The 20,527-nt window shown below is 70.8% G+C and carries 17 protein-coding genes; 8 read left to right on the top strand and 9 right to left on the bottom strand.

Annotated features, from left to right (window positions below; all coding sequences use genetic code 11):
- Positions 1 to 3: 3 nt before the first annotated feature.
- Both ESP57_RS09640 and ESP57_RS09635 read right to left on the bottom strand, forming a co-directional pair.
- Positions 4 to 1,113 carry an AI-2E family transporter gene (locus ESP57_RS09640; protein WP_056006512.1) on the bottom strand — a complete coding sequence of 370 codons (1,110 nt, stop codon included), beginning with the start codon at positions 1,111 to 1,113 and terminating at the stop codon, positions 4 to 6.
- A gap of 117 nt (positions 1,114 to 1,230) precedes the next feature.
- On the bottom strand, positions 1,231 to 1,740 hold the full coding sequence (locus ESP57_RS09635; protein ID WP_056006510.1) for an SRPBCC domain-containing protein: 510 nt from the start codon (positions 1,738 to 1,740) through the stop codon (positions 1,231 to 1,233).
- Positions 1,741 to 1,826: 86 nt separating this feature from the next.
- On the opposite strand from ESP57_RS09635, the gene ESP57_RS09630 reads away from it, so the two are divergent.
- Positions 1,827 to 2,258: a hypothetical protein gene (locus tag ESP57_RS09630; protein ID WP_235507619.1), complete on the top strand. Its 432-nt coding sequence runs from the start codon at positions 1,827 to 1,829 to the stop codon at positions 2,256 to 2,258.
- 211 nt (positions 2,259 to 2,469) lie between these two features.
- The gene (locus ESP57_RS09625; RefSeq protein WP_056006501.1) at positions 2,470 to 2,829 is read left to right on the top strand and encodes a DoxX family protein; all 360 of its coding nucleotides are present in this window, start codon (positions 2,470 to 2,472) and stop codon (positions 2,827 to 2,829) included.
- Here ESP57_RS09625 and ESP57_RS09620 read toward each other — a convergent pair whose 3' ends face one another.
- Positions 2,830 to 4,470, bottom strand: a complete 1,641-nt coding sequence (locus ESP57_RS09620; RefSeq protein WP_129231362.1) for a phytoene desaturase family protein — start codon at positions 4,468 to 4,470, stop codon at positions 2,830 to 2,832.
- 170 nt (positions 4,471 to 4,640) lie between these two features.
- Between ESP57_RS09620 and phnA the strand changes: the two genes are divergently transcribed.
- The 4 genes from phnA (at position 4,641) to ESP57_RS09600 (ending at position 10,123) form a co-directional block, all read left to right on the top strand.
- Positions 4,641 to 5,996, top strand: a complete 1,356-nt coding sequence (gene phnA / locus ESP57_RS09615) for a phosphonoacetate hydrolase (protein WP_129231361.1) — start codon at positions 4,641 to 4,643, stop codon at positions 5,994 to 5,996.
- Between the two features lie 58 nt (positions 5,997 to 6,054).
- A complete protein-coding gene (locus ESP57_RS09610) occupies positions 6,055 to 7,389 on the top strand; it encodes an MFS transporter (RefSeq protein WP_129231360.1) in 1,335 nt (444 codons plus the stop codon).
- Between the two features lie 112 nt (positions 7,390 to 7,501).
- Positions 7,502 to 8,593, top strand: a complete 1,092-nt coding sequence (locus tag ESP57_RS09605) for a zinc-binding dehydrogenase (RefSeq protein ID WP_207904520.1) — start codon at positions 7,502 to 7,504, stop codon at positions 8,591 to 8,593.
- A gap of 15 nt (positions 8,594 to 8,608) precedes the next feature.
- Positions 8,609 to 10,123, top strand: a complete 1,515-nt coding sequence (locus ESP57_RS09600; RefSeq protein WP_200941672.1) for an aldehyde dehydrogenase family protein — start codon at positions 8,609 to 8,611, stop codon at positions 10,121 to 10,123.
- 118 nt (positions 10,124 to 10,241) lie between these two features.
- Here ESP57_RS09600 and ESP57_RS09595 read toward each other — a convergent pair whose 3' ends face one another.
- From ESP57_RS09595 to ESP57_RS09585, 3 genes are all read right to left on the bottom strand, one after another.
- Positions 10,242 to 11,132: a LysR family transcriptional regulator gene (locus ESP57_RS09595; RefSeq protein ID WP_056006486.1), complete on the bottom strand. Its 891-nt coding sequence runs from the start codon at positions 11,130 to 11,132 to the stop codon at positions 10,242 to 10,244.
- Positions 11,133 to 11,212: 80 nt separating this feature from the next.
- A complete protein-coding gene (locus ESP57_RS09590) occupies positions 11,213 to 11,995 on the bottom strand; it encodes an ABC transporter permease (RefSeq protein WP_129231358.1) in 783 nt (260 codons plus the stop codon).
- 31 nt (positions 11,996 to 12,026) lie between these two features.
- Positions 12,027 to 13,007, bottom strand: a complete 981-nt coding sequence (locus ESP57_RS09585; RefSeq protein WP_207904519.1) for an ATP-binding cassette domain-containing protein — start codon at positions 13,005 to 13,007, stop codon at positions 12,027 to 12,029.
- Positions 13,008 to 13,067: 60 nt separating this feature from the next.
- On the opposite strand from ESP57_RS09585, the gene ESP57_RS09580 reads away from it, so the two are divergent.
- Positions 13,068 to 14,060, top strand: a complete 993-nt coding sequence (locus ESP57_RS09580) for a helix-turn-helix transcriptional regulator (RefSeq protein WP_129231357.1) — start codon at positions 13,068 to 13,070, stop codon at positions 14,058 to 14,060.
- A gap of 3 nt (positions 14,061 to 14,063) precedes the next feature.
- On the opposite strand, the gene ESP57_RS09575 is transcribed toward ESP57_RS09580, so the two are convergent.
- Both ESP57_RS09575 and ESP57_RS09570 read right to left on the bottom strand, forming a co-directional pair.
- Positions 14,064 to 14,465, bottom strand: coding sequence for an META domain-containing protein (locus tag ESP57_RS09575; RefSeq protein ID WP_165877429.1), 402 nt, complete (start codon positions 14,463 to 14,465; stop codon positions 14,064 to 14,066).
- A gap of 25 nt (positions 14,466 to 14,490) precedes the next feature.
- On the bottom strand, positions 14,491 to 15,471 hold the full coding sequence (locus ESP57_RS09570; protein ID WP_129231355.1) for a LysR family transcriptional regulator: 981 nt from the start codon (positions 15,469 to 15,471) through the stop codon (positions 14,491 to 14,493).
- Between the two features lie 154 nt (positions 15,472 to 15,625).
- Here ESP57_RS09570 and ESP57_RS09565 point away from each other — a divergent pair, with 154 nt between their 5' ends.
- Entirely contained in the window at positions 15,626 to 19,243 is a 3,618-nt protein-coding gene (locus ESP57_RS09565) for a proline dehydrogenase family protein (RefSeq protein WP_129231354.1), read from the top strand.
- Positions 19,244 to 19,264: 21 nt separating this feature from the next.
- On the opposite strand, the gene ESP57_RS09560 is transcribed toward ESP57_RS09565, so the two are convergent.
- Complete coding sequence (locus tag ESP57_RS09560; protein WP_115959190.1) at positions 19,265 to 20,485, bottom strand: ROK family transcriptional regulator; 1,221 nt, start codon at positions 20,483 to 20,485, stop codon at positions 19,265 to 19,267.
- Positions 20,486 to 20,527: the final 42 nt, after the last annotated feature.

Raw genomic sequence — 20,527 nt, 5'->3', positions numbered from 1 at the left:
CCGCTAGCTACGCGCCTTCTTCGGCACGACGACCTCTTTGATGATGAGCAGGATGCCGGCGGCGACGGGGATCGCGACGAGCGCACCGGGCAGCCCGCCGAGCGTGCCGCCCGCGAGCGCGGCGATGAGCACGATCGAGCCGGGCACCTGCACGGCCTTGCTCATGACCTTCGGCGTGAGGATGTAGGCCTCGACCTGCATGTAGATGAGCATGAAGACGAGCACGATGAGGGCCGCCACCGGCGAGACGAACAGGGCGATCACCGTCATGACCGCCGTCGTCAGCACCGTTCCGATGAGCGGGATGAGCGTGATGAAGAATGCCGCCACCGCGATCACGAGCGCGAACGGCACTCCCACGAGCAGCAGCAGGATGAAGCTGTAGACCGCGTTGAAGAACGCGAGCACGACCATGCCGCTGAGGTAGCGGCCGACGTTCTGCATGATGCGCTCGGCGTAGCCGACGACGCGCTCGCGGTGCGACGCCGAGATGAGTGTGTAGATCGCCCGCTTCGACGAGTCGAGGGTCGCCGTGAAGTAGATCGTCAGGATGAAGATGAAGAACGCGCTCGAGAGGCCGCCGATGATCGCGAAGCCGACGTTCAGTGCGCCGCCGCCGATGGTCGCCCAGAAGTTCGGGTCGCTGATGGTGTCGACGACCCACTTGTAGACGGAGCCGAGCACGCCGCCCGAGCCGGCCTGCGCGTCCTGGAACCAGTCCTGCGTCTGCAGGTCCTTGTACATGGCGGGAAGGCTGTTGATGAATGCGCTCGCCTGGGTGATGACGATGGGCAGCACGAGCCAGAGCATGCCGGCGATCACGACGATGAACAGGATGATGACGGTGACGATGGCGGCGCCGCGCTTCAGGCCGCGGCGCTCGAACCAGCGCACGAGCGGGTCGAGCCCGAGCGTGACGAACGCGGCGGCGAGCACCGAGAAGACGACGCTCGAGATGCTCGCGAACGCGGCGGCGATGCCGAGCGCGACCACGACGCCGAGGGTCGCGACGAACGCCCACTGGAACGGCTTGTCGGCCATCAGGTTCGCGTTGCGTGCGCGCCAGCCCGCGGTTTCCGTGGACTCGCGGGCCTGGCGTTCGATGCTCTTCACGGCGTCAGTCTAGGGCGGGGCCGTTCCGCCGCCGGGGAGCGCGCCGGAGCGTGCTTCAGCACGGCGTCGGTCGAGGGCGGCGCGGCTCCGCCGCAGGGGAGCGCGCCGAGGCGTGCTTCAGCTGTTCGCGGCGGTCGGAACCTGGAGCTCCCGGTAGTGCCGGGCGAACGCCGGGTAGTAGGTCTCCCATGCGGGCTGCGGCATGCCGGCGCGGGCGGCCGCGAGTCGGTCGAGGTAGTAGTCCCACCCGGGGCCCATGTCGGCCGATTCGGCGGGGTCGCGCAGGCGCTGACCGAGCGTGAGCGTCGTCATGCCCCCGCCCTCGACGAGATGGCAGAAGACTCGGATGCCCGTCGGGCCGGGGCCCGAGTCGGCGGTGAACCGGTGCGGCGCCGCGCACTCGAGGATCGTGACATTCTGCCACTCGCCCTCGCCTTCGGCCTCCATGCGGAACCGCACGCCGCCGGTCGCCGGGCTGCCGGTGTACGTGCCGATCCAGGCGCGCATGGCGTTCGGATTCGTGAGGCTGAACCAGACGTCTTCGATGGGAGCGTGGAAGAGGCGGTCGAACTGCAGGTACAGGCCGTCGTCTTTCAGCACGTAGTGCCCGGTCGGTCTCGCGGTCATCTCGGCCCCCCGTTCGCTCGTTCCCTCAGGCTAATCCCGCTGCGCGCCAACCGCCAGAGCGGCCCGCCGCCCACTAGAGTGTGGCCATGGGATCGAGTGGGGGACGCAAGCGTGCGTCGAGTGGGCAGACATCATCGGGCGTGAAGACGTCGTCGAGCGGGCGGTCGGCGAGTAGAGAAGAGACGCTCGACATCGACCCCGAGAACAACAAGGCCGGCCTCTGGGGCGCACTCGCCGGTCTGGTCGTGTTCGCATTCATCGCCATTCCGCTGTCGGCCGCGTTCACGTTCGCGACGACGCCGCACTCCCAGCAGCTTTTCGCCGGTCGACTCTCCGAGGCGACCCAGGGCGGCTACCAGTTCTTCTGGTGGACCGTGACGATCTTCCTGTTCGCGCTGCCGTTCCTCGTCGGCTACCTCGTCGCGAAGCTCTCGGTGAAGTCGCTGGCGGTCGTGGGCGCCATCATCGCGCTCTTCATCATCGCCATCATGGTGCTCGGCCAGGTCTTCGTCTTCTAGGTCACCGAACTCAACTGGTTGAGCCTGTCGAAACCCGGTTTCGACAGGCTCGACCCACAGAACAGGCTCAACCCGGTTTCGACAGGCTCGACCGAGAGCACCGCGTTACGCACCTCGTGGTGCGTCACGCACGGTGAAGTGCGTGGCCTCCATGCGTTAGTGTCACCGTTCGTGCGTTACGCACGAACAGTAACCAACACTTGGAGAGACCTTGCTCATCGCACTCTGGATCGTCACCGGCCTGCTCGCCCTCCTGTTCGGCATGGCCGGCACCATGAAGGCGACCAAGTCGCGCGAGGCCGTGCTCGCGAACATGCCCTGGGTCGAAGACGTGAGCGCCGGCCAGCTCAAGACCATCGGCCTGGTCGAGGTGCTGGGAGCGATCGGCCTCGTGCTGCCCGCCGCCACCGGCATCCTGCCGTGGCTCACGCCCGTTGCGGCGTTCGCGCTCGCGATCACGATGGTGTTCGCCGTCGCCCTGCACGTGAAGCGCAAGGAGGCGTTCGTTCCGAGCCTCGTGCTCGGCATCGTCGCGGTGGTCGTGGGCGTCGGCTGGGTCGCGCTCGGCTGATCAGCCGGCGGATGCCTCGAGCACCGCCATCGCCGCGTTGTGGCCGCCGATGCCGCTCACGGCCCCGCCGCGCACGGCACCCGATCCGCAGAGCAGGATGCCGGGATGCGCCGTCGCGACGCCCCAGCGCTCTGCCGGCGTCGAGAGGGCGGCGCCCGGCTCCGCCCACGGCCAGGACAGCCCGCCGTGGAAGATGTTGCCGCCCGGCATCGCGAGCGCCTCCTCAAGGTCGAGGGTCGTCTTCGTCTCGATGCAGGGGTTGCCGGCGGCATCCGTCGCGATGACGCCCTCGATCGGCTCCGCGAGCACCGAGTTCAGCGAGGCGAGCACCGCCGCCTGCAGTCGCGCCCGCAGCTCGTCGTTGCCGAAGCGCTCGAGCAGCCGGTGCGGCACGTGCAGGCCGAAGACGGTCAGGGTGTGGGCGCCGGATGCCGCGAGCTCGGGCGAGAGGATCGACGGGTCGCTCAGGGTGTGGCAGTAGATCTCGCACGGCAGCTGCGAGGGAATGCGACCGCGGGCCGCCTCGCCGTAGGCGGTCTCGAGCTGCGACGCGAGTTCGTTGATGTGGAACGTGCCCGCGAACGCGGCCTCTGGGGCGACGGTCGAGTCGCGCAGTTCCGGCAGCCGGGTGAGCAGCAGGTTCACCTTCACCTGCGCGCCCTCTGGCGCGTTCAGGTGGCGCAGGCGTTCGCGCACGACGGAGGGCACCCCGGTCGTCGTCGCCGAAGCGGGTGAGGCCTGCGCACCCGCTTCGAGCAGCCGGTCGAGCACCGCGGGCGCGACGTTCGCGAGGATGACGCGCGCCTCCGACATCCGCTCGCCCGGTTCGTCTCCGGGTCGCCAGCGCACCTCGCCCGACGGATCGACCGCGACGACCTCTGCGCCCGTCACGAGCTCGGCGCCGGCCTCGCGGGCCGCGCGCGCGAGTTCGCCGGTGACGGCGCCCATGCCGCCGACCGGCACGTCCCAGTCGCCGGTGCCGCCGCCGATCACGTGATACAGGAAGCAGCGGTTCGCGTCGAGCGACGGGTCGTCGAGCTCGGTGAACGTGCCGATGAGCCCGTCGGTCGCGACGACGCCGCGCACGAGGTCGCTCGTGAACCGGGCGTCGATCACCTCGCCGAGCGGCCGCTCGACGAACTCGCGCCAGAGCCGCTCGTCGCCGAGCAGCGCGCGCGCCTCGTCGCGGGTCGGCAGGGGTTCGGTGAGCGTCGGGAAGAGGCGCTCGGCCAACCGGGCCGTGTCGGCGTAGAACGCCTGCCACGCGGCCGCGTCGGGTTCGGCGTCGACCCGGGCGAAGGCGGCCGCCGTGCTCCCTGAGCCTGTCGAAGGGGCCTCGGCGTCGACGAGCAGGCCGCGCGACGGGTCGGCGGGGTCGGGAGTGTACGACGAGAAGCGCCGGCGCACGAGGCGCACGTCGAGGCCGAGGTCGTCGATGATGCGCTGCGGCAGCAGGCTCACGAGGTACGAGTAGCGCGAGAGGCGCGCGTCGACGCCCTCGAACGCGTCGGCCGAGACGGCGGCGCCGCCGAGGTGGTCGCTGCGCTCGAGCAGCAGCACGCGCTTGCCCGCTCGGGCGAGGTAGGCGGCGGCGGTGAGGCCGTTGTGGCCACCGCCGAGGATCACGACGTCGTGGGGCATCCCACGAGCGTACGCGACGGCGACGGCGCGGCCCCCGGCCCCGGAAATCGGGCGATCCCGGGGCTGCATCGCCGAACGCTATGGCGCCGATAGCGCCGATCTGGGTTCCCGCATCGCACGTCGGTGATCAGAGTGGACTCAGCCCGAGCACAGCGAGGAAAGAGAGAACCGTGACCGCCGAGACCTTCACCGTCAACGACCGCACCTACACGACCCCGGAGGCACCGGTCGTGGTCATCTGCATCGACGGCAGCGAGCCCGACTACCACCTCGAGGCGATCAAGGCCGGCCGCATGCCCTGGCTCGCGCAGTCGCTCGAGTCGAACACCAGCTCGTGGGAGGCGCACTGCGCCATGCCCGCGCTGACGAACCCCAACAACATCTCGATCGCGACGGGTCAGCCGCCGGCCGTGCACGGCATCAGCGGCAACTACATCTTCGACACCACGACGGGTGAGGAGGTGCTCATGAACGACAAGAAGTTCCTGCGGGCCCCCACCATCTTCGGTGCCGCGAACGACGCCGGGCTCGACGTGGTCATCGTCACCGCGAAGGACAAGCTCCGCCGCCTCCTCGGCGCGGGCGTCGTCGAAGCGGGGCCCAGCCTCGACGGCAGCGGCGAGTTCGTCGAGCCGCGGCGCACCGGGATCTGCTTCTCGGCTGAGAAGGCCGATCAGGTCACCCTCGAAGACAACGGCATCGAGAACGTGCTCGAACTCGTCGGCAAGCCGCTCGCGAGCGTCTACTCGGCCGAGCTGTCGATCTTCGCGCTCGCCGCCGGCGTCGAGATCCTGCGCAGCCGGCACGTCGACCTCATGTACCTGTCGCTGACCGACTACATCCAGCACAAGAACGCACCGGGCACCGAGCCTGCCAACGACCTCTACGCCGAGATCGACCGCTACGCGTCGGAGCTCGAGGCGCTCGGGGCGATCGTGGTGCTGACCGCCGACCACGGCATGAGCGCGAAGACGGATGCCTCGGGCAAGGCCAACGTGCTCTTCGTCGAAGACGAGGTGCGCACGATCCTCGGCAGTTCCGACGTCGAGCCGGGCACCGACGGGCTGCGGGTCATCCTGCCGATCACCGATCCCTACACCGTGCACCACGGCGCGCTGGGCTCGTTCGCGTCGGTCTACCTCCCCGAGGGCGCCGACCGCGACGCGACGATCGAGGCGCTGCGCCTCATCCCCGGCGTGCAGGTCGCGCTGACCCGCGAGGAGGCCGCAGAGACGTTCTCGATGCCGGCCGACCGCATCGGCGACATCATCGTGCTCGGCGAGGAGGGCACGGCCGTCGGCCGCTACGCCGCGTGGCACGACCTGAGCGGCCTCGACGCGCCGCTCCGTTCGCACGGGGCGCTCGGCGAACTGCAGATCCCGTTCATCATCAACCGGCAGCTGCCCCACCCGGAACAGCTCGACGAGCCGTGGGGCCGCCCCGCCTACATCCACAACTACGACGCGTACTGGGTTGCGACCACCCTGGTCTCCCAGCACGAGCACACGGCACTGACCGCCGTGTGACTCTCTCCCCCCACCCCCTGAAACCCGCAGGCTGACTGCGACTTGGAGATTGGTAACCATGTCAAGCACCATCGACCGGCCAATGGCGACCGGTAAGCAGCTCGACGCACCGACGTTCCGCAAGATGGCGTGGCGAATGCTGCTGGCGTCCATGTTCATGTACCTGTTCTTCTATACCGGGCGCCAGGCCTTCGGCTTCGCGATCCCCGGCATCCAGGAGGAGTTCGGCTGGACCAAGGCGACGATCGGCGCCATCAGCGGCATCGCGCTCTGGTCGTACGCCGTCGGCCAGCTCATCAACGGCAACCTCTCCGACAAGTTCGGCGGCCGTCGCATGGCCACGGTCGGCTCGATCGCCTCGACCGCGTTCTGCGTCGGCGCCAGCTTCACGGGAACACCGGTCGGCATGGGCGCCATGCTCGGTGCGAACGGGGTCGCGCAGTCGATGGGCTGGTCGGCCGGCGGCCGGGTGATCTCCAACTGGTGGAGCCACTCCGAGCGCGGCAAGACGTTCGGGTTCTACACGCTCGCGGCGGGCTGCTCCTCGGTGCTCGTGTTCGCGACGTCGACGCTCGTGGTCGACACGTTCGACCTCGAGTGGCAGTGGCTGTTCCGCCTGCCCGTGCTGCTCATGCTCGTCGGCGGCATCACCTTCTACCTCATCGCTCGCGACACCCCCAAGTCGGCCGGCGTCATCCCCCCGGAGTCCTTCACGAAGGACGCCGACCACGCCGAGAAGACGATCGCCACGACGACGTCGTCGGTCGGCGCGCTCGACGTCGCCGAGGCGGAGGCCCCGGTGAAGTCGATCACCCGTTACAAGACGGTGCTCGGCATCCCGAAGATCTGGCTCACGGGCATCGCGATCGGCTTCCAGAACTCGGCCCGCTACGGCATGCTCATCTGGGTTCCGGTGTTCTTCCTCGGCGACGAATGGAAGGCGACCCCGGGCGGCCTCTGGATCTCGCTCTCGCTTCCCGTCGGCATGGCCGTCGGCGCACTGGTCAACGGCCAGCTCTCCGACCGGCTCTTCGGATCCCGCCGCGACCGCCCCATCATGCTCTTCATGTCGCTCGGCGCACTGTCGGCGATGGCGATGTGGCTGCTCAACCCCGGCCCCGCACTCGGCATCGTGCTGCTGTTCCTCTGCGGCTTCTTCATCTACGGCCCGCAGTCGTCATTCTGGGCGCTCTGCCCCGACCTCGCCGGCAAGGTCATGGCCGGCACGGCGATCGGAGCGGTGAACTTCTTCTCCTACCTGTTCGCGGGTGCCGCCGAGCCGATCATCGGGCACATTATGGACGCCAACGGCGGTGACGCCAGCCTGATCTTCCCGATCGTGGCGGTCTGCTGCGCCTGCAGCGCGCTCGTCGCCTCGACGATCAGGCGCTGACCTCCACCCGGCGCTGACCTCCACCAGGCGCTGACGCGCTTCACTGCACCCGGCGAAACGGGACCGCCCCGGTCCCATCCGGTACCCGACGAGGAGTAGGACAATGACGACCATGGCCAATGACGTGACGAAGACGTCGACGACCACCGTCGCAACGGCAGCGGTGTGGTCGGGCGTCGACGAGGGATTCTCCGTCGACCCCCAGCCGCTGCCCGAGCTCCGCGTCGGGGAGGTGCTGGTGGCGATCGAGCTCGCGACGATCTGCGGGAGCGATCTGCACACCATCGCCGGTGACCGGCCGACACCGCTCCCCACCGTGCTCGGGCACGAGGCGGTCGGCCATGTCGTCGCCATCGGGGGCGACGCGCTGGGCCCCGACGGTCGCGCCCTGGCCGTCGGGGACCGGGTCACCTGGACCATCGGCACCTCGTGCGGCACCTGTCGCCGTTGTCGCCGGGGGATCCCGCAGAAGTGCACGACCCTGCGCAAGTACGGCCACGAGGCGATGGACGAGCACTGGAAGCTCAACGGCGGCTTCGCCTCGCACTGCCACCTGATCTCGGGCACCGGACTGGTGCCGGTGCCCGATGATCTGCCCGCGGCCATCGCCGCACCCGCGAACTGCGCCACCGCCACCGTCACGTGCGCGGCCCGGCGCGTCGAGCTCGACGCCGGCGACGTGGTCGTCGTGCTCGGATGCGGCATGCTCGGCCTGACGGCCGTGGCGTACGCCAAGGACCGCGGCGTCGAGACGGTGATCGCGGTGGACATCGATCCCGCCCGACGGGCGCTCGCCCTGGAGTTCGGCGCCACCTTCGCCGTCGCGCCCGAAGACCTCGCCGCGACGGCGAAGGAGCACGGCGCCGACGTCGTCTTCGAGCTCTCCGGCAACAGCCGCGCGGTGCAGTCGGCCTTCGACATCGTCGACATGGGCGGCCGGATCGCGCTCGTCGGCTCCGTCTCGCCGGCGCCCGAGATCAGTTTCGAGCCGAGCGGCTACGTCAAGAACCTGACGACCGTCGTCGGCAGCCACAACTACCGCATCGACGACCTCGTCGAGGCGATCGACTTCCTCCGCCGCACGCCGGCGCAGCAACTGTTCGTCGACCTCATCCCCGACGCATTCGACCTTGCAGACATCGACGACGCCGTCGCCTTCGCGCGCACCGGTGCCGCGCCGCGCATCGCCGTTCGCCCCAACTGACCGAGGAGCCCTCTCGTGACCGATCTCCACCCCCCGCTGACCCTCGACCCGACCCGTGCCGAAGGAGCCGACGTGACGCCTCAGCCCCAGTCCGATCACCTCCTGAACCACATCGACGGGGTCTGGACCGCCAGCGCGAGCGGCGACACCCGCGACAACCGCAATCCGGCGAACACCGATGACGTGATCGGCGCGTTCACGGAGTCGATCACCGCCGACGTCACCGCCGCCGTCGACGCGGCCGAGGCCGCGCAGCCCGCATGGGACGCGATCGGCCCGATCGAGCGGGCGAAGGTGCTCACTCGCGCCGCCCGCCTCATCGAGGAGCGCATCGACCTCTTCGCCGCGGCGATCACCCGCGAGCAGGGCAAGCGCCTCTCGGAGGCTCGCGGCGAGGTCACCCGCTCCCTCGCGATCCTCGAGTTCACGATCGGCGAGGCGCGACGCATCAACGGCGTCACCACCCCGGCTGAAGAGCCCCGCACCGTCGTGATGACCTTCCGGCGTCCCCTCGGCGTCGTCGGCCTGATCACGCCCTGGAACTTTCCGGTGGCCATCCCCATGTGGAAGGTCGCGCCCGCGCTCCTCGCCGGCTGCGGCGCGGTGCTGAAGCCGTCGCCCCTGACCCCGTGGACCTCGGCGCTGCTGGTGCAGGCGTTCGCCGACGCCGGCCTGCCCGACGGCGTGCTCAACCTGATCCAGGGCGACCGCGAGGCGGGCGAGGCGATCGTGAACGACCCGAGGGTCGCCGGCATCTCGTTCACCGGGTCGCTGCCCGTCGGGCAGGCGATCAACCGCGCCGGCGCGAACCGCCTCATGCGCACCCAGCTCGAGCTCGGCGGCAAGAACGCGCTGATCGTGCTCGCCGACGCCGACCTCGACGCCGCGACCGACGCGATCATCCATGGCGCGTTCGGCCAGAGCGGGCAGCGCTGCAGCGCGACCAGCCGGGTGATCGTCGACGCGGCGGTGCACGACGAGCTGCTCTCCCGCCTCGTTCCGCGGGTGCAGGCGATGCGGATCGGCGCAGGCGACCAGGACTGGGCCGACATCGGACCGGTCGTCAACGAGGAGCGCCAGGTCGCCTGCCTCACCGCGATCGAGCGCGCGGTCGCCGATGGTGCCGAGGTCGCCGTCGGCGGAGGCGCTGCGGAACTCGAGACGCCCGGCTACTTCGTGCAGCCGACGGTGCTCGACCAGGTGGCGTGGGACTCGCACCTCGCCCAGGAGGAGGTCTTCGGTCCCGTGCTCTCGGTGATCACGTGCGAGGGCTACGACGACGCGATGCGCATCAGCAACTCGGTCAAGTACGGCATGTCGGGCACGATCTTCACGCAGGACCCCGCCCGCATCTTCCAGGCGCTGCAGGACTTCCAGGCGGGCATGCTGCACGTCAACCGTCCCGGCGTGGGCGCCTATTCGCACCTGCCGCACATGGGCGCGAAGGCGTCGCAGCTCGGCGCACCCGAGTGCTCGCCCGACGTGTGGAACTTCTACACCGACCTGCGGTCGGCCTGCATCAGGTACTGACCGCTCAGCGCTGCCCGCGGCGGTCGCCGTGGGCGGGTGGTGTCCGCCTGCCCCACCCGTCCACCGTGACCGCCGCGGGTTCTTCCGCCCGCCTCCCACGCGGGCGCCGAGCGCTGCCTCAGCTGGGCCAGACGGCGATCGCGCGCAGCTGGGTCACGAACGCCTCTTCGGGCGGCGTCAGCACACGGTCGGCCCGGCGGATGAGCGAGACGGTGCGGCTCGGCGGTGCCGGGTCGACCTCGAGGGCGACGAGGTGGCCCATCGAGCGCTCCCGGGCGATCGCATGCTCGGAGAGCAGGGCGACGCCGAGCCCCTGGTAGGCGGCCTCCTTCAGGGTGTCCGGCCCCCACATCTCCCACCGCTCGGCGGACTCGAGGCCCCATTGCAGCAGGATGTCCTCCTGCTGGCGCCGGGTGGCCGATCCCTTCTCGCGCACCAGGAAGCGCTGGCCGGCCAGGTCGCCGGGCACGAGCCGCTTGCCGACGAGCGGCGAGTCGGATGCCGCGACCAGCACCATCTCCTCAGTGAGCAGCGCCTCGGAGTCGAGCGGCTCCTTGGGCTCGCCGATACACAGCCCGAGGGCGACCTCGCCGCGGATCACCCACCCCTCGACGGCCTCCTCGTTGCCGACGCGGATCTGGCAGTCGATCTTCGGGGCACGGGCGGTGAAGTCGGCGACGAGGCGGGGCAGCAGGTAGGTGCCGAGGGTCGTGGTGCCGGCAACCGTGAGTCGCCCGGCCTCGAGGCCCTGGAAGCCCGCGATGCTGTGCTCGAGGGACTCGAGCTGCGCGAAGATCCTGCGCGCGTGGTCGACGACGACGTCGCCGGCCGGTGTGGGCCGGGCCCCCTGGGTCGTGCGCTCGACGAGGTGCACCCCGAGGGAGAGCTCGAGGTTGCGCACGTGGTTCGACACCGAGGGTTGGCTCATGTAGAGCCGCTTCGCCGCGCCCGAGAACCCGCCGGCCTCGACGACGGCGACGAGCACCTCGAGCTGGTTCAAGCTGACCATGATCCGTCCTCACCGACACGCCAACGTCCTCGACGAATCGTAGTCCGTCGAGGACGAGGCGGTGCAGCCGGTGCGCCGGCTCAGCGGGCCCGCTTCATCGCCCGCACACCGACCACGACGCCGATCGCGCAGGTCACCGCGGCGGCGATGACGCCGCCGATGACGGCGGGAGCGCCGAAGTCGCCCGCGAGGAGCGCTCGCTCGGCACCGACGATGTAGCTCAGCGGATTGATCGCCGCGGCGACCTGCATCCACGCGGGGCCGTCCTCGAGCGGCAGCAGCATGCCCGAGAGGATCATGAGCGGGAAGAGCAGCGTCTGGTGCACCATCCAGAACATCCAGTCGCGGTTGCGGCAGGCGAGGGCGAGCGTGTAGCTGAGCGCGCCGAACCCGATGCCGAAGACGGCGAGCACCGCGAGGCCGGCGACGAGCCCGGGCACGTCGAGCGAGAAGCCGAACGGCACGGCGACGAGCACCACGATCGTGCCCTGGATCACGAGGGGCACGACCTCCTTGAGGGCGCGGCCGACGAGCAGTGCGCTCCGCGAGAGCGGGGCGACGAGCGTGCGCTCGTGCGATCCCGTCTGCATCTCGAAGAGCAGGTTGGCGCCCGTCGAGGCCGTGCCGAACAGCGCGACCATCACGAGGATGCCTGGCACGAACCACTGCAGCGTGCCCGCGGCGTCCCCGCCGGAGGCGCCGATCAGCAGCGGGCCGAACAGCCCGAGGAAGACGAGCGGCTGCACGAGCGAGAAGATCACGCTGAACGGGTCGCGGACGAGCGGGCGCGACTCTCGGACGAAGACCGAGGCGGTGTCTCGGAGGAAGCCCGTCGGGCGGGCGGTGGCGTCGATGGTGGTCATGAGTTGCTCCTTCATGTTCGTCGGGGGTGGATCAGGCGAGGGCCGGCTCGGCGGATGCCTCGGCGTGCGCGGCCTCCTCGCGAAGGGTGCGGCCCGTGAGGGCGAGGAACACGTCGTCGAGGGTCGGCTGCCGGTGGGTGGCGGCGGTGACATCGAGTCCGGCGTCGCCGAGCGAGCGGATGTATCGGGGCAGCGCCCGATCGCCGCCGGGCGCCGTCACCGTGACGACCTGCCCGGAGGCCGCGCCGCCGATGCGGGCCGCGGCGGCCGCGGCATCCGCTGCCGTCTCGAAGGTGAGGCTCACGCGGTCGCCCGCGAGCGATTCCTTGAGCGCCCAGGCGGTGTCGTCCGCGATGACCTGTCCGTGATCCATCACCATCACGCGCTCGGCGAGCTGGTCGGCCTCGTCGAGGTAGTGCGTCGTCAGGAAGATCGTCGTGCCCGTCTCGCGGCGGAGGTCGACGATGTGCTCCCAGAGGTTCGCGCGGCTGTGCGGGTCGAGGCCCGTCGACGGCTCGTCGAGGAAGAGCAGCTCGGGCCGGTGGATGAGGCCGAGCGCGATGTCGAGCCGGCGCTTCTGGCCGCCCGAGAGCGACTGCACCTGCCGGCCGGCGACCTGGCCGAGCTCGAGCGACTCGATGAGCTCGGCGGCGCGCGCCCGGGTCTCGCGGCGGCCCATGCCGTAGAAGGAGCCCTGTGCGTGCAGCTCGTCGCGCACGCGCTGGGTGTGCCCGCCGGAGCTGCCCTGCCCGACGTAGCCGATGCGGCGGCGCACGCCGGCCGGGTCGCGGCGGATGTCGGAGCCGGCGACGATGGCGTCGCCGCTCGTCGGGGGCAACAGGGTGGTGAGCATGCGAAGCGTCGTCGACTTGCCGGCGCCGTTCGGGCCGAGGAAGGCGACGAGCTCGCCGGCGCCGACCTCGAGGTCGACGGAACGGACGGCCTCGACGACCTTCCCCTTGGCGGGGAACGTCTTCGTGAGGCCCTGAGCGGAGATCATCTGGTTCGTCATACCTGCAGTCTTCCGAGCCATCCGGTCAGTTTCCGTCCGCATGGATGGGAAACTTGGAGCATGGCCGCAACGACCTCGCGAACCCTCGAACTGCTCTCCCTGCTGCAGAGCCACCGGCACTGGTCGGCGCGCGAACTCGTCGACCGGCTCGGCGTCTCCGACCGAACCCTGCGACGCGACGTCGACCGACTTCGCGAGCTCGGTTACGGCATCGAGTCGGCGCGCGGCTCGACCGGCGGCTACCGGCTCGAGGCCGGCACCGGGCTGCCGCCCCTGCTGCTGAGCGACGACGAGGGCGTCGCGATCGCCGTCGGCCTGCGCTCGCAGGCGACCGCCGGGCTCCGCGGCGCTGAGCACACGACGCTCAGCGCCCTCGCGAAGATCGAGCAGGTGCTGCCGCCCGCCCTGCGTCGCCGCATCGAGGCGCTGCAATCCCACGCCGCGACCGGAGCCGGCGGGCCCGGATCCGCGCGCTCGGGCCGCCCGACCCCCGAGGTCGACGCCGAACTGCTCGGCCTCCTCGCGCTCGGCTGCCGCGACTCCGAGCGGCTGCGGTTCACCTACACGGATGCCGCGGGCGAGGCGTCGGCCCGCGTCGTCGAGCCGTACCGGCTCGTGCCCGTCGCCCGGCGCTGGTACCTGCTCGCGTGGGATCGCCAGCGCGAGGACTGGCGCACCTTCCGGCTCGACCGCATGAGCGACGTCTTCCCGACCCGGGTGCGGTTCGAACCCCGGCCGATGAGTGACGACGACGCCCGGGCGCGCGTCGAGGCGGCGGTGCGCTGGCGCGACCGGAGCGTGAAGGCCCGCGTCGTCGCCGAGCTGCCGCAGGCGGAGCTCGTCGAGCACCTCGGCTGGTACGGGCGCGACGTCGTGGCGATCGACGGCGGGCACTGCGCGTGGCCGCTCGAGGCCGACTCGGTCGAGAACCTCTCGATGGCGCTCATGTGGATGCCGCGCGGCGTGCGCTACCGGGTCGAGGGGCCCGCCGAGGTGCTCGACTTCCTCGCGATGCAGGCCGAGCGCTTCGCGGAGGCATCCGCTCGGGCGTGACCGTTACTCGGTGCGCGCCAGCGTGCCGATCTCGTCGCCCGACTCGTCGAGGACGGTGAGCGTGTCGCCGGCGATCGTGCCCGTCGCGAGCGCCGAGAGCCACGTGTCGACACCCTCGCAGGCCATGCGCGTCGAGGCGACGTCGACGAACGTCACGGTGTCGGCCTCGGCGGTCCAGCTGCCGACCAGGCGGTTGCAGCCGTCGGTGCCGGTGAGCGAGCCGTCGTCACCGAGCACGAGCGATGGCTCGTCGGTGGCGGCGACATCTCCCCAGGTGCCGACGGGGTCGACGGCCTCGGCGGAATCGGTGCCGGCGGTGCCGGCATTGCCGGCGCAGGCGGTCAGCAGCGTCGCTGCGAGCAGGATGGTGCCGGACAGGGCGAGGCGCTGCAGCGTTCGTGACATGGGCACAGCGTAGCGACCGGAGGCCTCAGCGGGCCGAAGGCGTCGCCGTCGCTCGCGCGGCCCGGGCGAGCGCGTCTCGGCAGGCGACGACGGCCGGTCGGGCGGCCGCCGCGAGCCGGGTGGAGGTGAACACCTCGCGCTCGGGATGTCCCGGCAGGTCCACGAGGGTCACGCTCGGCGCTTCGCCGGCCCACACGAGGTCGGGCAGGAGCCCGACGGCGTTGCCCGAGCGGATCAGGCGGATGTGCGCCATGAGGTCGGCAGTCTCGAACCGCACGTCGGGCTCGAAGCCGGCCTCGCGGCAGAGCTGCTCGGCCCAGTCGCGCGAGGCCGTGCCCTCGGGCTCGAGCACCCAGGGCATCGTCGCGGCGGCGAGCAGCGATGGTTCCGCAGGGCCGGTGCCCCGTCGAGAGGACGCATGTGGTCGCTCTGCGTCGGACATTCCGACACGTCGCGTCCTCCCGCGCGGCGGATGCGGCGGGAGTGCGAGCCGGATGGTGTCGGCGACGAGGTGCACGCGGTCGAGCTCCTCGCGGTGGGCTCGCGTGTGGCCCGGGTACTGCTCGGCGATCACGAGGTCGAAGTCGCGCGCCGACACCTCGAAGAGGCCGACGTCGGGCTCGCGCTCGGTGACCTCGACGCGCAGGGCGGGGTGCTCGGCGCGCAGCAGGGTCAGCGCCTGCGGCACCACGGCGTGCGCCGCTGACTGGAACACGGCGATGCGCACCGTGCCGCCGACGGCGGTGAGCGAGCGGGCGACCTCGGACTCCGCCTCCTCGAGCCGGTCGAGCACGGCGCGGGCGTGCCCGACGAGCACCTCGGCCTGCGGGGTCAGCTGCACCCGGCGACCGACTTGCACGAGCAACGGCACGCCGGCCTCGCGCTCGAGCTGGCTGAGCTGCTGCGAGACCGACGAGGGGCTGTACGAGAGCGCTTCGGCGACCGCGGAGAGCGTGCCTCGGTCGCTGAGTTCCACGAGCAGTCGCAGGCGTCGCACGTCGAGCATGGGCACCTCCGGGGCATCCGCTGATCTTTCGGTTCTTCCGAACAGTATCGTTCAGATTCATTCGCTTTACCGAACGGATGTCCCGGCGCATACTGAACCCGACAGGCGCGCGACCCCCGGCGCGCTCGAAGCAAAGGACAGTACCCTCGTGACCATGTCGAACGCCGCCACGGACGCCCGGCCGAACACCGATCACGTCGTCGCCCTCGTGCGACGCTGGCTCGCCGAGAGCGCGGAGCACCCCGCCGATCCGGCCGCCGAACGCCTCGCCGGCGTGCTGAAGGATCCGCGCGGCCTCGACTTCACGGTCGGCTTCGTCGACGGCGTCATGCGCCCCGAAGACCTCGGCGTCGCGGGCCGCAACCTCGAACAGGTCGCGAAGCTCACGCCGAAGTTCCTGCCCTGGTACCTGAAGGCCGCGATCCGCGTCGGCGGGGTCGTCGCCCCCGTGCTGCCGTGGATCGTCATCCCGATCGCCCGCCGGGTGCTGCGCGCCATGGTCGGCCACCTCGTGCTCGACGCCACGCCCGACAAGCTCGGCCCGGCCATCGCGACCCTGCGCGAGTCGGGCAACCGCCTGAACCTGAACCTCCTCGGCGAGGCCGTGCTCGGTGAAGAGGAAGCGGACCGTCGCCTCTCCGGCACCTACGAGTTCCTCGCCCGCGACGACGTCGACTACGTGTCGATCAAGGTGTCGAGCGTCGTCAGCCAGCTCTCGATGTGGTCGTTCGACGAGGCCGTGGCCAAGGTCGTCGCGAAGCTCACCCCGTTGTACGAGCTCGCGGCCAAGAGCCGCACGCCGAAGTTCATCAACCTCGACATGGAGGAGTACCGCGACCTCGACCTGACGATCGCGGTCTTCACGACCCTGCTCGACCAGCCGCAGCTGCGGGGGCTCGAGGCCGGCATCGTGCTGCAGACCTACCTGCCCGACGCGCTCGGCGCGATGCAGGAGCTCACCGCGTGGGCGAAGAACCGTCGCGCGCAGGGCGGTGCCCCCATCAAGGTGCGCATCGTGAAGGGCGCGAACCTCGCCATGGAACACGTCGACGCCGCCGTGCACGACTGGCCGCTCGCCACCTACGACTCCAAGCAGGACTCCGACACCAACTACAAGCGCGTGCTCGACTGGTCGATGACTCCCGAGCGCACCGACGCGGTCAAGCTCGGCGTCGCCGGCCACAACCTCTTCGATGTCGCCCACGCCTGGCTCACCGCCCGCGAGCGCGGCGTCGACTCGCGCGTCGAGTTCGAGATGCTGCTCGGCATGGCGACCGGCCAGGCCGAGGCCGTGCGCCGCGACGTCGGCAACCTGCTGCTCTACACACCCGTCGTGAACCCGAGCGAGTTCGACGTCGCCATCGCCTACCTGATCCGCCGCCTCGAAGAGAACGCGAGCCAGGAGAACTTCATGTCGGCCGTGTTCGAGCTGAGCACGAGCGAGCCGCTGTTCCAGCGCGAGCAGGCGCGCTACCTCGCCTCGCTGGCGGCCCTCGAGCCGACGGTCGTGACGGCGCCTGCGCCGAACCGCACCCAGAACCGCCACACCGAGTGGACCGACGAGACGCTCGCAGCCGCGATGACGGTTCCGGATGCCCCGGCGCCCGGCACCGAGCACGACGACGACCCCTCGCTCACGAGCGTGGTGCTCGGCATCACCCGCGGGTCGTCGGGCATGGACGGCGCAGAGCTGGCGGATGCCGCGGCATCCGCCTTCCCTGCCGGCTCCGGCGTGACGCCGGGCTTCCGAAACGAGCCCGACACCGACCCGGCCCTCGCCGCGAACCGCGAGTGGGGTCGCCGCATCCTCGAGCGCGTGCCCGGCTCGACGCTCGGCGTCGCCACGATCGCAGCCGGCCGCGTCGACGATGCGGCCACACTCGAGCGCATCATCCAGACGGTCGCCGCCCGCGGCCGGGCCTGGGGCGAACTGCCCGGTGCCGAGCGCGCCGCCGTGCTGCACCGCGCCGGCTACGCGCTCGCCGCGAACCGCGACCGGCTGATCGAGGTCATGGCCGCCGAGACCGGCAAGACCATCGCCGAGGCCGACCCCGAGATCAGCGAGGCGATCGACTTCGCGCACTACTACGCCGAGCGCGCCCGCGAGCTCGACCACGTGCAGGGTGCCGTCTTCGTGCCGTCGAAGCTCACGGTCATCACGCCCCCGTGGAACTTCCCCGTTGCGATCCCGGCCGGCGGCGTGCTCTCCGCGCTCGCCGCGGGCTCCGGCGTCATCATCAAGCCCGCGAAGCTCGCCCAGCGTTCGGGCGCGGTCATGGTCGAGGCGCTGTGGGAGGCCGGCATCCCGCGGGAGCTCCTCACGCTCGTCGACATCGGGGAGCGGGAGCTCGGCAAGGAGCTCGTCTCCCACCCCGCGGTCGATCGGGTCATCCTCACGGGCGCCTACGAGACGGCGCAGCTCTTCCGCTCGTTCCGCAAGGACCTGCCGCTGCTCGCCGAGACGAGCGGCAAGAACGCGATCATCGTGACGCCGTCGGCCGACCTCGACCTCGCGGCATCCGACGTCGTCAAGAGCGCCTTCGGCCACGCCGGCCAGAAGTGCTCGGCCGCTTCGCTCGTGATCCTCGTCGGCTCGGTCGCGAAGTCCGAGCGGTTCCGCCGCCAGCTCGTCGACGCCACCCGCTCGCTTCGAGTCGGATGGCCCGAGCATGCGACGAGCCAGATGGGCCCGATCGTCGAGCCCGCGAACGGCAAGCTGCTGCACGCGCTCACCCAGCTCGGCATCGGCGAGGAATGGCTCGTCGAGCCGCAGCAGCTCGACGACACCGGCCGGCTCTGGTCGCCGGGCATCCGCACGGGCGTCGCGCCCGGCTCGTACTTCCACCTCACCGAGTTCTTCGGCCCCGTGCTCGGCATCATGCACGCGAAGGACCTCGACGAGGCGATCCGCCTGCAGAACGCCGTCGACTACGGCCTGACCGCCGGCCTGCACTCGCTCGACGCGAACGAGCTCGGCACCTGGTTCGACCGGGTCGAGGCCGGCAACCTCTACGTCAACCGCGGCATCACCGGCGCGATCGTGCAGCGCCAGCCCTTCGGCGGATGGAAGCGCTCCGCCGTCGGCGCCGGCGCCAAGGCCGGCGGACCGAACTACCTGTTCGGCCTCGGCGAGTGGCTGCCGCAGCACGGCGCCTCCTCGAGCACCCTGCACCTGCGCGGGCTCGAGAAGCGCGTCGCCGAGCTGATCGAGGCCTCGCAGTCGGCACTCGACTACGACTCGTTCGACGTGCTGCGCCGTTCGGCGCTCTCCGACGAGCTCGCCTGGGCCGAGGAGTACGGCGTCGTGAAGGATGTCTCGGGGGTCGGCGTCGAGCGCAACCTCTTCCGCTACCGGCCGCTGCCCGTGACGGTGCGCATCGGCGAGCAGGCGAGCCTCGCCGAGGGTCTCCGCGTCATCGCGGCCGGCCTGCTCGCGAAGTCGCCCCTCTCGGTCTCGACCGCGGTCGAGCTGCCGAAGGGCGTGCGCACGCTGCTCTCGGCGCGGGACTTCCGGGTCGTGCGCGAGGGCGACGCAGCGTGGCTCGGCCGTGCAGCCAAGGGCGGCATCACGACGCCGCGCGTGCGTCTCGTCGGCGGCGGCGCCTCCGCTCTGGCCGAGGCGCTCGACGGCACTCCGGATGTCGCGGTGTGGTCGCACCCCGTCACGCCCTCGGGCCGCGTCGAGCTGCTGCCGTTCCTGCACGAGCAGGCGATCTCGATCACGAACCACCGCTTCGGCAACCCGACGACGATCTCCGACGGCGTGATCTGATTCGGCGGGAGGCTGCCGGGGTCACGCCCCGGCAGCCGACGGGAGCTCCACCGCGCCGAGTTCTTCGGTGAGGATGCGATCCCATGCGTCGTCGGCTGCGGTCGAGCATGCACCGCGAACGACGGTGTCCTCGGCGAACGGCGAGATCCTGACGCCGATCGGAACCAGGGTCTTGCCGTGCAACCGGCGTTCGAGCGCGCCGGCGAGCACCGCGCCTCCGCGCGCGATTCCGCCGGTGACGTAGATGCAGTTCAGGTCGAGTGCGAGAGCGATCGGGGCGATCGCACCGATCGCGACGTCGGCGACCTCGTCGATGATGAGCTCGGCAGTGCGATTGCCCTCGGCTGCCTTCCGGAACACGTACTCGGTCGGGTCGGCGTCATCGACTCCTGCCGCGAACGATCCATCCGGGTCGCGCGCTGCGAACAGGCGCGCGACTTCTCCGATCCGCTTCGAACCGATCACCTGCTCGAGGCTGGCCCATTCGGCCGCCCACGGATCGCGCACCGGCAACGAGCCGATCTCCCCGGCGGCCGAGTTCCCGCCCCGGAACAGGCGTCGATCCAGCACGAGACCCGCGCCGACCCGCTCTCCCCATTGGATCGTCATGAACGATGCGGGCGTCTCCTCGAGGGAGAGCATCGCGCGCGCTGCGAGGTTCGCATCGTTGTCGACCCTGACGGCGCATCCGAGTGCGGCGCCGAGCTCGGCGCCGATATCGATCTGCTCCCACCCGTCGATCTCGCGAACGACGTGGATGCGGCCGCTTGTCCGGTCGACGACGCCGATGCTTGCGACGCAGGCGGCCGCGAGGTCGTTCGAGGCGATTCCGGCGGACTCGATGGCCTCTGCCGTGACCTTCAGTGCGAGATCGAGGAGGAGGTGTCCGTCGCGGACGTCGTGCCGCAGCTCCGTGCCGCCGAGGAGCTGCCCGAACCCGTCGCGAACCTGAGCGACGATGCGATGCGGACCGACGTCGAGTCCGAGGGAGGCCACTCGCCTGACGTTGAGCGAGACCCGGACGGCGGGGCGACCGACGGTTTCGAGGCTGCCGTGCACGTGAAGCCAGCCGGTCGTGACGAGTTCGTCGACGATCTGGGCGACGGTCGGTCGGGCGAGTCCGGTGGCCTCGGCGATCTCGATGATGCGCGCCGGAGCATCTCGCCGGCGGAGGTCTGCCAGCACCCGCCCGGTATTGACCCGCTTGACGATCGATGTGCCGCCCGTTCTGACGACTGTCATGGCCGCGCCCTCCAGGTCCTGCGAGCAGCATATCGCATCGTC

The sequence above is a fragment of the Agromyces fucosus genome, from assembly GCF_004134865.1.
In the GTDB taxonomy this organism is placed as follows: Bacteria; Actinomycetota; Actinomycetes; order Actinomycetales; family Microbacteriaceae; genus Agromyces; species Agromyces fucosus.
The sequence above is the reverse complement of the archived record's forward strand: the minus strand, read 5'-3'. Positions and strand labels throughout refer to the sequence as shown.

Bases quoted from the DNA above. Each gene is read 5' to 3' on its own strand.
- ESP57_RS09630 (WP_235507619.1), top strand. From the start codon at position 1,827: ATGGGATCGAGTGGGGGACGCAAGCGTGCGTCGAGTGGGCAGACATCA.
- ESP57_RS09590 (WP_129231358.1), bottom strand. From the start codon at position 11,995: ATGACCACCATCGACGCCACCGCCCGCCCGACGGGCTTCCTCCGAGAC.
- ESP57_RS09570 (WP_129231355.1), bottom strand. From the start codon at position 15,471: ATGCTCGACGTGCGACGCCTGCGACTGCTCGTGGAACTCAGCGACCGA.
- ESP57_RS09605 (WP_207904520.1), top strand. From the start codon at position 7,502: ATGGCCAATGACGTGACGAAGACGTCGACGACCACCGTCGCAACGGCA.
- ESP57_RS09610 (WP_129231360.1), top strand. From the start codon at position 6,055: ATGTCAAGCACCATCGACCGGCCAATGGCGACCGGTAAGCAGCTCGAC.
- ESP57_RS09560 (WP_115959190.1), bottom strand. From the start codon at position 20,485: ATGACAGTCGTCAGAACGGGCGGCACATCGATCGTCAAGCGGGTCAAT.
- ESP57_RS09635 (WP_056006510.1), bottom strand. From the start codon at position 1,740: ATGACCGCGAGACCGACCGGGCACTACGTGCTGAAAGACGACGGCCTG.
- ESP57_RS09620 (WP_129231362.1), bottom strand. From the start codon at position 4,470: ATGCCCCACGACGTCGTGATCCTCGGCGGTGGCCACAACGGCCTCACC.
- ESP57_RS09585 (WP_207904519.1), bottom strand. From the start codon at position 13,007: ATGACGAACCAGATGATCTCCGCTCAGGGCCTCACGAAGACGTTCCCC.
- ESP57_RS09565 (WP_129231354.1), top strand. From the start codon at position 15,626: ATGTCGAACGCCGCCACGGACGCCCGGCCGAACACCGATCACGTCGTC.
- ESP57_RS09580 (WP_129231357.1), top strand. From the start codon at position 13,068: ATGGCCGCAACGACCTCGCGAACCCTCGAACTGCTCTCCCTGCTGCAG.
- ESP57_RS09575 (WP_165877429.1), bottom strand. From the start codon at position 14,465: ATGTCACGAACGCTGCAGCGCCTCGCCCTGTCCGGCACCATCCTGCTC.
- ESP57_RS09595 (WP_056006486.1), bottom strand. From the start codon at position 11,132: ATGGTCAGCTTGAACCAGCTCGAGGTGCTCGTCGCCGTCGTCGAGGCC.